The 11124-nt window shown below is 66.3% G+C and carries 9 protein-coding genes and 1 tRNA gene; 4 read left to right on the plus strand and 6 right to left on the minus strand.

The features are described 5' to 3' along the window. Positions 1-52: 52 nt before the first annotated feature. A complete protein-coding gene (locus A8950_RS07280) occupies positions 53-808 on the minus strand; it encodes a helix-turn-helix domain-containing protein (protein WP_166645044.1) in 756 nt (251 codons plus the stop codon). Between the two features lie 232 nt (positions 809-1040). On the opposite strand from A8950_RS07280, the gene A8950_RS07285 reads away from it, so the two are divergent. Both A8950_RS07285 and A8950_RS19425 read left to right on the plus strand, forming a co-directional pair. Continuing rightward, the gene (locus tag A8950_RS07285; RefSeq protein ID WP_133612971.1) at positions 1041-2471 is read left to right on the plus strand and encodes an aldehyde dehydrogenase family protein; all 1431 of its coding nucleotides are present in this window, start codon (positions 1041-1043) and stop codon (positions 2469-2471) included. Positions 2472-2716: 245 nt separating this feature from the next. Next, positions 2717-2887: a hypothetical protein gene (locus A8950_RS19425; RefSeq protein WP_166645045.1), complete on the plus strand. Its 171-nt coding sequence runs from the start codon at positions 2717-2719 to the stop codon at positions 2885-2887. 157 nt (positions 2888-3044) lie between these two features. On the opposite strand, the gene A8950_RS07290 is transcribed toward A8950_RS19425, so the two are convergent. Continuing rightward, positions 3045-3130, minus strand: a tRNA-Leu gene (locus tag A8950_RS07290). Between the two features lie 638 nt (positions 3131-3768). Between A8950_RS07290 and A8950_RS07295 the strand changes: the two genes are divergently transcribed. Further along, on the plus strand, positions 3769-4932 hold the full coding sequence (locus A8950_RS07295; protein ID WP_166645046.1) for a DUF2336 domain-containing protein: 1164 nt from the start codon (positions 3769-3771) through the stop codon (positions 4930-4932). A 185-nt stretch (positions 4933-5117) separates the two neighbouring features. Then, a complete protein-coding gene (locus tag A8950_RS07300; protein WP_133612973.1) occupies positions 5118-7163 on the plus strand; it encodes a transglycosylase domain-containing protein in 2046 nt (681 codons plus the stop codon). Positions 7164-7207: 44 nt separating this feature from the next. Here A8950_RS07300 and A8950_RS07305 read toward each other — a convergent pair whose 3' ends face one another. From A8950_RS07305 to lspA, 4 genes are all read right to left on the minus strand, one after another. Next, on the minus strand, positions 7208-8575 hold the full coding sequence (locus A8950_RS07305; RefSeq protein ID WP_133612974.1) for a M16 family metallopeptidase: 1368 nt from the start codon (positions 8573-8575) through the stop codon (positions 7208-7210). After that, positions 8572-9894 (minus strand): M16 family metallopeptidase, encoded by a 1323-nt coding sequence (locus A8950_RS07310; RefSeq protein ID WP_243735558.1) that lies wholly within the window; start codon positions 9892-9894, stop codon positions 8572-8574. Before A8950_RS07310 ends, A8950_RS07305 begins: the two co-directional genes overlap by 4 nt. Before the next feature lie 94 nt (positions 9895-9988). After that, positions 9989-10585, minus strand: coding sequence for a DUF3035 domain-containing protein (locus A8950_RS07315; RefSeq protein ID WP_133612976.1), 597 nt, complete (start codon positions 10583-10585; stop codon positions 9989-9991). A gap of 2 nt (positions 10586-10587) precedes the next feature. Continuing rightward, positions 10588-11124: a signal peptidase II gene (gene lspA / locus A8950_RS07320; protein ID WP_243735559.1), complete on the minus strand. Its 537-nt coding sequence runs from the start codon at positions 11122-11124 to the stop codon at positions 10588-10590.

Genomic DNA, 11124 nt, shown 5'->3' on the forward strand with positions numbered 1-11124 from the left:
TCCGCCTGCCGTCAATGCCGCCGATCGCGGTCCGGGACGGGCGACAGAGTGATCAGGGTTCAGTGGCGACGCAACCAAAATGACGCAGGGCGTCGAGATCGGCGATGGTGACGGCGCGACCGTTCAACTCGACCCCGTGCTGGCGCAGCTGGCCGATGACACGGGAGAGATTCTCGGGCGTCATGCCGAGATGGCTGGCGAGTGTGCGGCGGTCCTCGGCCAGGACGAAACGCACGGGCTGAGGCTGGCCGCTCTCCCGCTGCGGCGCTCCGCCAGGACGGGCGGAATCGACCGCGCATTCGGCGAGATAGCTGGCTAGCCGCTGTGGCGCCGAGCGCAGCTTCTGGTCGGCGAGGCGGCGTAGGAACAACTGCCAATGCTGGGCCAGGCTACCGAGGGCGCCGCGGCCAAAGGCCGACCCGGAATCCAGCGCCTGCAGCGCCAGGGCGGCGGGCAGGCAGGCGACGCGGCTGGCCTCCACCGTGCGTGCGCCGATTGCATGCGGCCCGCGGATCAGCGCTGCCGGATCGACCATCCCTTCCGCGGGACCGATCAGGGCCAGGATACAGGTGCGTCGGTCGGGCGTCCTGCCGATGAGCGCAATGCGGCCCTCGAGCACGATCTGCAGATCCTCGGCCGGCTCGCCCTGTTCGAAGAGCGGCGCATCCCGTCCCAAGACCAGAATGCGGCATTCGGCCAGAAGCTGTTCGAAAATGTCGGCTGGCAGGCCGGAGAGGACGGGAGATTGCCGCAGCCGGGCCCGGTCGAAACCGGACAGGGGGGTGGTGGGCGCGGACCGCGATACCACTCCCGCCCGTCGTGGCCTGGACATGGCATCTGTCGCGCTGCCGGAACGGCCGACTGGTATGGACGTATTGAAGGACACGCTGTACCTCCCGTTCCAGCAATCCTACCCACAAGCCGGCCGGGTGATTTTGACCTGAATCAATGCTGGAACGGGGGGTGACCTTGGGCAGCGGCTGGGCTAGAAATCCGCCCATCCCGGGCCGCCTGGCGGCCACTTCAGAAGGTTCCCCGCTATGCAGAACGCGCTCAAATTCTACATCAATGGCAGCTGGGTCGACCCGGTGCGGCCGGCGACGCTGGATGTCATCAATCCGGCGACCGAGGAGGCCTTTGCCCGGATTTCCATGGGCAGTGCGGCCGATGTGGACAAGGCGGTGGCGGCAGCCAAGGCAGCCTTCCCCGCCTTTTCCCGCACCAGCAAGGCCGAGCGGGTGGCGCTGCTGAAACGCATCCTCGACGCCTATGAAGCGCGGCTCGAGGACATTGCCCAGGCGGTTTCGGCCGAAATGGGGGCGCCGATCTCCCTCGCGCGCAATTCCCAGGCCGCCATCGGCAAGGCCCATCTCGAGGCGACGCTGAAATCGCTGGAAGGGATGGAACTCGAGGAGAGCCGCGGCAAGACCCGCATCCTGCGCGAGCCCGTGGGCGTCGTCGGCCTGATCACGCCCTGGAACTGGCCTTTGAACCAGATCGCGGCGAAGGTGGCGCCGGCCATCGCCGCCGGCTGCACCATGGTCCTCAAACCCTCCGAGGTGGCGCCCTTGAACGCTATCATCTTCGCCGAGGTGATGCATGCGGCGGGTGTTCCCGCCGGTGTCTTCAATCTGGTGAATGGCGACGGCCCCTCGGTCGGCCAGGTGATCGCCGGCCACAAGGATGTCGACATGGTCTCTTTCACCGGTTCGACCCGGGCCGGGATCATCGTCGCCAAGACCGCGGCCGATACGGTGAAGCGCGTTTCCCAGGAACTGGGCGGCAAGTCGCCCAATATTGTCCTGCCCGATGCCGACCTCGCTACAGCCGTCTCCAAGGGGGTCTATGCCTGTTTCGGCAATAGCGGCCAGTCCTGCAATGCGCCGACCCGCATGCTGGTCCCCGCCGCCCGCCATGACGAGGCGCTGGTGATCGCCCGCAAGGCGGCCGAGGCGCACAAGGTCGGCGACCCCAAGGCCGAGGATACCGTGCTGGGCCCGGTGGTGAGCGAGATCCAGTTCAACAAGATCCAAGGCCTGATCGAGACCGGGATCCGGGAAGGTGCAACCCTCGTCGCCGGCGGTCCGGGCCGGCCGGAGGGGCTCAACCGCGGCTACTACGTGCGCCCGACCGTGTTCGGCAATGTCAGCAACGACATGACCATCGCGCGCGAGGAGATCTTCGGCCCGGTGCTCGCGATCCTGCCCTATCAGAGCGAGGAACAGGCCATCGAAATCGCCAATGACACGGTCTATGGCCTTGCCGCCTATGTGCAATCGGGCAACCTAGACCACGCCCGTGACGTGGCCCGGCAATTGCGCGCCGGCCAGGTAAAGATCAACTATCCGGCCTGGGACGCCTATGCCCCCTTCGGCGGTTACAAGCAATCGGGCAACGGCCGCGAATATGCCGATTTCGGTATCCACGATTTCCTGGAAGTGAAGGCGATTGGCGGCTACGAGGCGGCCTGACCTGCTGCATGCTGCCCGTATCCACAAGGTATGGGCAGCGTACGCTGGGGTGGTGATCGATATTGCGCGCAGTTGAGTTCCCCAAACTATGTGATGGTCAGGAATGCTGACGTCCGGTGGCGAGGTATGGCTCCGGCTCTTGCAAATGGCGAGCCTAGAGCCCGGCTTGGCTCGTCCCGGTGCGGTGCGGGTCCCTGTCTGCTAGACTGACGCGGCCAACTACCGATCGACCGGGGGCGCCGCGAATGTTTTACGTCATCTTCTGGATCGTCATGGCCGTCGCCATCGGCCTTCTGGCGAAGAAGTTCCGGCGCAATCCCTATCTTTGGGGGCTTTACGCGCTCGTGATCTGGCCGATTGCGCTGGTCAACCTGCTGATAGTCGGCGAGTCGAACTCATACAGTTCTGACGACTAGCGACACCGCGCGGGCGTGGTCAGGATGAACGCCATTGCTTGGAAGCGGTCCACTCAAGGTGACCTTCAGGACCGGCGGTATCCGGCTTACGGCTTCTGCCGAAACAGGCGCGGCAACACCCTTGCGTGCGGCCGACTGGCGAATCTCTGTCGCGCTCTGGTGCCCCTGGCCGGACTCGAACCAGCACTCCTTTTGGGAACCTGATTTTGAGTCAGGCGCGTCTACCAATTTCGCCACAGGGGCACTGGGCGGGAGGCCGCTTTTGCGCGGCGCGCGGCATATTAGCCAAAGCGCCCGGGATGGCAAGCGGCGGGTCGGCCGACATGACCGAGGCTTCATCACGCGGCTGATATTGCGATTGCGCCCCCGCCCATCATCAATGCGCCGCATCAGTTCGCCTCAGGCCGGGAGCGATAGCGGCGAAACCGGCAGATGGCGCGGTTAGGCAATTTATGCCGCGTGGCGACGGCACCGATTTACTGCATGTTCGAGGTGATTTTTACGCAAAATTAACTAAACAAAGTCAAGCGTCTTGGCGTCGGGAGACTCACACCATATGGGCGAATTATCGTGATTTTTCGGTGATATCGGGGTTTCCGACCAGATCGGCGCTGGACCTTGCCGCTATGCAAAATCTATTGTCAGAGCAGGTCGATTCGCCGAGCCACCATGCCTTGCTCTGGGGTCAGGACGGGCGTCGCGAGGGCGACAGAATCGACAGCAGCGCGACGGATTGTTTAACGGCCGCTGGTCGTTTTTCTTCCGCACCGCGTAGTGGAAAAGACGAATTTGGTGCCGGCCGGTAAAACCAGGCCGGCCTGGAATGGGAAGCCGGCCTGGTCCAAAGCGACCGGGACGGTGCTTTAAAAGGGACGAGAAATTTGGCCAGGTTGACGCAAGCCGATGTAGCCCGCCTTGCCGCCGATCCGAGCCCGGCGCGGCGCGGTGCCACCATGCTGGCCGTGGCCGGCGTCTATCGCGAAGCGGCGCTGTCGCCGGAAGAGCGCGAGATCGCCCATGCCATCATCAATGCGGTGCTGCCGGAGGCGGAGCTGGATTTCCGCCGGCGTCTCGCGGACATGGTCAAGAACGCACCGCAGCTGGATGCCGCCATCGCCCGGCGCCTCGCCGAGGATGTGCTCGAGGTGGCGCGGCCGATCCTGGCCGAGAGCCTGGCGCTGAGCGATGCCGATCTCGTCGCCATCATCGACAACCGCTCGATTGAGCATGCGCGGGTGATCGCGACGCGGCGCGAATTGTCGGCCGAGCTTTCGACTGCCCTCATCCGCACCGATGACGAGACCATCGTGCTGCGCGTTGCCGCCAACGAGAACGCCGCCATCCCGACCCAGGCCTATCACCGCATTCTTGACCGCTTCGGCGAGCATGCCACGATCACAGAGGCGGTGGTGCAGCGTCGTGCCCTGCCGATGGCTGTGGCCGAGCGCATGACCACGATCGTGACCGGCCGTATGCTGGAGCGCCTCATCGACAAATACAGCCTGGAGCCGGCACGCGTCTCCGCCATCATCGAGCATGGGCGCGAGAACATCCTGCTGACCTCCTTCGCCCCGGGCCAGCGCGCCGAGGAGATGCGGGCGCTGATCGAGGCGCTGCACCAGAACGGGCTGTTGAGCTCGACCCTGATCCTGCGCGCCTTCTGCCTCGGCAATTTCGCCTTCACCCTGCCGGCCCTGAGCCTCAAGGCCGGAATCCAGGTCAGCAATGTGCGGGCGCTGCTCGGCGACGAGGGCCGCAACGGCCCGGCACAACTCTATGAACGCTGCGACCTCGATCCAGCCTTTCGCGAACTGTTCCTGCAACTGACCGTGCTGGGCCGTAACGAGCGCGTGCGCCGCTTCGGCTTCGCGCCCGAGGGCTGGCGGACCAATGTCCGGCCCGTGCTCGACGATGTGATCGGCGATACCAATCCGGAACAGGCCTTCGAGCAGCGCATCACCGAGGCCCTGATGTGCCTTGCCACCCGCTATCACAATGGCGACGGGCAGCACGGCTATGGCCGCCGCCAGGCGCAGGCGGGCTGACAAGCTCCCGCTTTTGCCCGGCTCGCGCTGCTGCCGCGATTATCCCGGAAATTTGATCCAGCATTGCGTGCGGGCAGCCGCGATTCCGCCTTATTTTCCCGCCATAGGTGCGCCGGCCGGCCCCTGGCGGTCCCGCACGGGGGCCGCAGGCTGGATCGTCCGGCTCGATCTGGTACAAGGCGGCCATGACCCAGTCCGATTCGCAGCGTGCTTCCCGGCCGGGCCGCTCCTGGCGCTGGCGGTTCACCGTCTTCACCCTGAAATGGGGTCTCGTCGGCGCGATCTGGGGCGGGTTCGTCGGCCTCATCTTCGTCGCCTGGTGCGCCTATGATCTGCCCGACGTCTCGCGCCTCAACGAGATCAAGCGCCGTGCCTCGGTCAGCCTGCTGGCCAGCGATGGCAGCCTGATCGCCTCCTATGGCGACCTCTATGGCAGCGCCGTCGCCCTCAGGGACCTGCCGGACTACCTGCCGGAAGCGGTGATTGCCACCGAGGACCGGCGCTTCTACGACCATTTCGGCATCGACCTCAAGGGCCTTGCCCGCGCCCTCTATGTCAACCTGCGCGAAGGGCGCCTGGTCCAGGGCGGCAGCGGCATTACCCAGCAATTGGCCAAGAACATCTTCCTCACCCCGGAACGCTCGCTGCATCGCAAGGGGCAGGAGGTGCTGCTGGCGCTCTGGCTGGAACAGACCTTTACCAAGGATCAGATCCTCGAGCTCTATCTCAACCGCGTCTATTTCGGCGCCGGCACCTATGGCGTCGATGCGGCGGCGCGCAAGTATTTCGGCAGGCCCGCCGCCGAGGTCACACTGTTCGAGGCGGCAATGCTGGCCGGCATGCTGAAGGCGCCCTCGCGCTACAACCCGCTCAATGACCGCGACCTCGCCCGCGACCGCGCCCGCCTCGTGCTGCAGAACATGGTCGATGCGGGCATGATCGAGGCCGATCTCGCCATGGCCGCGGCGACCATGACGGCCCCTTCGGTCAGTACCGAGGCGCATGGCCAGATCGGCGCCTTCTATGCCGATTGGGTGCTGGACCAGGTTTCCTCCTTCGTCGGCTTCACCGACGCGGATCTGGTGATCGAGACCACGCTGGATCCCGCCCGCCAGCGCATGGCCGAACAGCATCTGGCGCGCATCATCCGGGAGAGCGGGCCGGCACAGAATGCCAGCCAGGCGGCGCTGGTGGCGCTGCATCCGGACGGCGCGGTCGCCGCCATGGTGGGTGGCGTCAGCTATCGGCAGAGCCAGTTCAACCGCGCCACCCAGGCGCAGCGCCAGCCGGGTTCCGCCTTCAAGGCCTTCGTCTTCGCCGCCGCCTTCGACAGCGGCCGATTCGGCCCATCTTCGCGCATGATGGACGCCCCGATCCGGGTCGGCAATTGGCAGCCGGGCAATTACAACGACAAGTATTTCGGCGATGTCGATCTGCGCGAGGCCTTCGCCCGGTCGCTGAACTCGGTCGCCGTGCGCCTGTCGGAACAGATCGGCCTAGCCCGCGTCATCGACATGGCCCAGCGCCTTGGGCTGACCTCGCCCATCGGCAAGGACGCCTCCATCGTACTCGGCACCAGCGAGGCGTCGCTCCTCGAGATGACGGCGGCCTATACCGTCTTCGCCAATCAGGGGCGCGGCGTCTGGCCCTATGGCATCAACCGCATCTCGACCCGAAGCGGCGAGGTATTGTATCAGCGCAGCGGGTCCGGCCCCGCCCAGGTGGTGAATGGCGCCACCGTCAATGCCATGCTGGATGTGATGGGCGCCACCGTGGCCTGGGGCACCGGGCGGAAGGCGGCGATCGACCGCCCCGCCTACGGCAAGACCGGCACTACGCAGAACTTCCGCGATGCCTGGTTCATCGGCCTGACTGCGGATCTGGTGACCGGAATCTGGGTCGGCAATGACGACAACCGCGCCATGGATCAGGTCACCGGCGGCTCGCTCCCCGTCGGCATCTGGCACGATTTCATGAGCGACGCCCTCGCCGGCACGCCGCCGCGCGACATACCGCGTCCGCAGGGCGCCATTCCCGTCGCTGCTGCGGCACCGGTGGAACTGGTACCGGCACCGGCCTCCCCGCCGCCCGAGCCGGACCAATCGGGTTTCGGTGCCCTTCTCGACAGCATTCTCGGTGGCGGCTCGGGCGGAAGCTCGGGCGCTGGTGGCGCACCGGCGGAGCAGCAGAGCGCGCCGACCTGGCGCATGCAGGAGGATCGGCCAAGATAGACCCGGCCTGATGGATGGGCGCGGGCGGCGCGCATTCAGACGCGTTATTGCGGCAGGTCGGTGCGTGGCGCGGCGTCGAGGCCCTGCGGCCTGCCGGCCACGACGATGGACAGTCTGGCGGGATCAAGCCACTTGCCGGCGACGCGGCGGGCATCGGCCAGGGTGACGGCGGCAATCTCCTCCTGCCGTCGCTCGATGTAATCGATGCCAAGTCCGGCCATCTGGATGCCGAGCAGGGTCCCGGCCGCCCGTGCGGTCGTGGTCAGGTTGCGCGGATAATAGCCCAGCAGATAGTCCTTGGCGGCCTGCAATTCGGCTTCGTCCGGCCCTGCCTCCGCCATGCGTTGCCATTCGCGCCGCAAAATCGACAGCGTCTCGGCAACCGTCGCATTGCCGGTCTCGAATCCGCCGGTGAAAAGTCCGGCGCGTTCCATCGTGGCAAGGTCGGTCGAGATCCCGTAGGTGAGGCCGCGCTTCTCGCGCAGCTCGTTCATCAGGCGCGAGGAGAAGCCGCCGCCGCCCAGCACATAGTTCACGATATAGGCGGCGAAAAAATCCGGATCGTCGCGCTGCGGGCCGGGTTGCGCAAAAACGATCCGCGCCTGCGGAATATCCCGCTCGACGACCTGCAACGTACCCGTTGCATTGACCAGTGCGTCGCCAAGGCCGGCTAACGGCCCCTTTTCCGGCAGGCCGCCGAAGGCGCGGTCCAGCCATCGGCCCAGCCGGTCGGGATCGATGTCGCCGGCGGCCGCGACGAACAGGCGGTCGCGGGTGAACCGGTCGGCAACGAAGGCACGCAGGTCATCGGGCCCCAGCCGCTCGATCACGGCGCGGAAGCCGTCCTCCGGCCGGGCATAGGGGTCGTCGCCGAACAACTGGCGCCTGAGCACGCGCCCCGCCACCGTTCCGGGCGAGCGGATCGCGCTGTCGATATTGATGAGGAGCTGGCGTCGCATGCGTTCCAGCGGTTCGGCATCGAAACGCGGTCGCGTCAGGGCAAGTGCCAGCAGATCGGCTGCCGCCTCGGCGTGCTCGGCCAGCATGCCGAGGCGGCCGGTGAAATCGTCCGGCCCGGCATCGAAGCCCAGATCGATACCGAGATCCGCCAGGCGTTGCTGGAAGGCTGCGGAGTCGAGATCGGCGGCGCCTTCATCGAGCATGGTCGAGGCCAGCCGCGCCAGTCCTTCCCGGCCGGCGGGGTCCAGCGCTGTCCCGCCCTCGAAGCCGAAGGCGACCGAGACGACCGGCACTGCGTCATCGGCAATCAACCAGGCCTCGATGCCGCCCGGGCTTACCACCCGCCTGATCTCCGCCGCCCCGGCCGTCGGCGACACCAGCAGGAGCAGCAGGCCGAGCCATGCCAGCAGGCCCGGCCTTTTCAGAACTGGCCGCGGCAGCGCCATTTTCATGGTTCCGTCCCGTCGATCGGCGCCTCTGGTGGCGGCGTCAGTACGGCGGTGACGCAATTCTCCGCCGTCAGTACGGCGGCGGCGGCCTGCATGACATCCGCGGGCGTGACCGCGGCAATGCGCTCCGGCCAGGCCTGCAAATCCGCCAGCGGCAGGTCGGCGCCCAGCGCATTGGCGACCAGCCGCGCCGGCCCGGCAAGGCCGTCGCGCGCCTTCACCGAGGCAATGCGGAGGCGCTCGCGGGCCTTGGCCACTTCCTCGACCGTGACGCCATTCTCGAGGAGAAGGTGGATCTCTGAATCGAGTGCCGCTTCAGCCGCCGCCAGATCATCCGGCTCCTGCGGCGACACGAAAAAGCTGAAGCGGCCATAGTCGCGGGCATCGCCGGCATAGCCGGCACCTGCCGCGACGGCGATCTGCTGTTCGACGACCAGTCGGCGATGCAGCCTCCCGACCAGCCCGCCATCCATGATTTCGGCGAGCACGCTGAGCGCATGGGCCGAGGCGGCAGATCCGGCGCCGCGATAGGAGGGGGCAAGGCATGCGCGTGACACGCCGGGATAGCGTACTTCGGCGCTGCGCAGCGCGAGGCGGCGCTCGGCAGTCGCTGGCGGCTCGGCAAGGCGCCGGCGGTCCGGCACGTCACGGCGCGGCAGGGGGCCGAAATGGGTCGCGGCCAGGCGCCGCACCTCATCCGCCGTGACGTCGCCCGCCACCACCAGGACGGCGTTGTTGGGGGCGTACCAGCGGCGATAGAAATCCAGCGCGTCGGCCGTCGAATAGGTCTCCATCTCGTGGCGCCAGCCGATCACTGGCTTGCCATAGGGATGGTTGCGATAGAGCGCTGCATTGACCGCCTCGCCAAGACGCGCCCCCGGGCTGTTGTCGATCTGCTGGCCGCGCTCGTTGAGGATCACGTCGCGCTCGGGCAGCACGACGGCATCGTCGAGGCGCAGGTTGACCATGCGGTCCGCCTCCATCGCCATGATGGTGCCGAGATGCTCTCGTGCGACTTCCTGATGATAGGCGGTGACATCCTGGCTGGTATAGGCATTGTCGCTGCCGCCCAGGCGATCGACGATCTGGGAAAAGGCGCCGGCCGGCATCTTGTCGGTCGCCTTGAACATCAGATGCTCAAGGAAGTGGGCAATGCCGTTCTTGCCTTCCGGCGCATCCGCGGCGCCGACCTTGTAGACCACCATCTGATAGACGACGGGGGCGAGGTGCTTGGGCAGCACCACGACCTCGAGGCCGTTATCCAGGGTGAACTGCTCGGCCTCGAACAGGTCTGCCGATGCGGGCCGGATCGCAGCCAGCATGGCCGACAAGGCGATCGCCGACAGGACTGCCAGGGTTGGCGCAGCAAATGCGGCCGACCGCAGCCGGCGACATGTCATGCGGCGATACAACGGATCAGAACAGCCCTTCGAGCAGGCCCTTCTGCCGGCGCTCGATGACAGGCACGTTGCCCTGGGTCGGCGGCGCGCCAAGTGCGGCGTTTTCCTGCAGGCGGCGCTGTTCCTCGGTCGGGTCGACTACGGTGCCGTAGGGTTCGGGCTTGCGCCAGAAAACGATCGCGTCGATCAGCTGCTGCGAATCCGCCTCGTCGGCGGCGGTTTCGGTATCCACCAGCTGCCGGATGTTGGGGTCGACGCCGGCGACGCCGGCCGATTGCAACAGCGATGCCTCACCGGCCGATTGCGCCGCCGACGCCTCGCCGACGCCAATTTCCGGAAGGCGGCTGGGCACGCCGCCGGCATCCGGATAGGCGAAAACGATGCGCTCGGCCTGTTCGCGCACGGTCCCTTCCATGGGGCGTGGTGCCCCTGGTGTCGGCGGGCGCAGATTGTAGTCGGGCGGCATCGAGAGGGGTGCGTTGGACACCACCTGGAACTCGTCCGGCGAGCGCTTGGTAAGGCCCAGCGCCTCGCGCGTCTGGTTGTTGCAGCCGGCCGTCAGTGCCGGCAGCGCCAGCAGGGAAAGCGAGCAGATGAAAAGCTTGGTCCGCATGGTCAATCGGCCTCCGGTCGGGAGGTATTTTTACCCCGATCGCCCCCTTGAAACAACCCATCGGCCAGCAGCATGACAACCCCGATGGTGATCGCGGTATCGGCCATATTGAAAGCCGGCCAATGCCATTCGCCGACAAAAAAATCAATAAAATCAAATACCGCCTCGTATCGGAAGCGGTCGATCACATTGCCGATGGCGCCGCCAATGACGAGGCCGATGCCATAGGCCGGCAGTCGATCGGGCAGGCGCATCAGCCAGACTAGCAGGCCGAGGCTGACCAGGATGGCGAGGCTGGACAGCAGCAGCGGCCCGGTATCGGAGAGCATGCTGAAGCTAACCCCCGTGTTCCAGGCCATGACGATGTTAAGTCCGCCATTGCCCAGGGCCACCAGCGGGATGATGCGTGGCGGCTGCATCACCACATCCATGATCCACCATTTCGTCGCCTGGTCGGCGAGGATGACGAGGACTGCCAGCACCAGGGCATTGCGAAAAAGGGCAGGGGCGGCAAGGCGCATATGGGTAGCAAGGGGCAT

This window comes from Dongia mobilis (assembly GCF_004363235.1).
Taxonomy (GTDB): Bacteria; Pseudomonadota; Alphaproteobacteria; order Dongiales; family Dongiaceae; genus Dongia; species Dongia mobilis.

Coding starts and splice junctions, on each gene's coding strand:
- A8950_RS07305 (WP_133612974.1), bottom strand. CDS start 8,575: ATGAAAATGGCGCTGCCGCGGCCAGTTCTGAAAAGGCCGGGCCTGCTG.
- A8950_RS07285 (WP_133612971.1), top strand. CDS start 1,041: ATGCAGAACGCGCTCAAATTCTACATCAATGGCAGCTGGGTCGACCCG.
- A8950_RS07300 (WP_133612973.1), top strand. CDS start 5,118: ATGACCCAGTCCGATTCGCAGCGTGCTTCCCGGCCGGGCCGCTCCTGG.
- A8950_RS07310 (WP_243735558.1), bottom strand. CDS start 9,894: ATGCTGGCTGCGATCCGGCCCGCATCGGCAGACCTGTTCGAGGCCGAG.
- A8950_RS19425 (WP_166645045.1), top strand. CDS start 2,717: ATGTTTTACGTCATCTTCTGGATCGTCATGGCCGTCGCCATCGGCCTT.
- A8950_RS07315 (WP_133612976.1), bottom strand. CDS start 10,585: ATGCGGACCAAGCTTTTCATCTGCTCGCTTTCCCTGCTGGCGCTGCCG.
- lspA (WP_243735559.1), bottom strand. CDS start 11,124: ATGCCCCTTGCTACCCATATGCGCCTTGCCGCCCCTGCCCTTTTTCGC.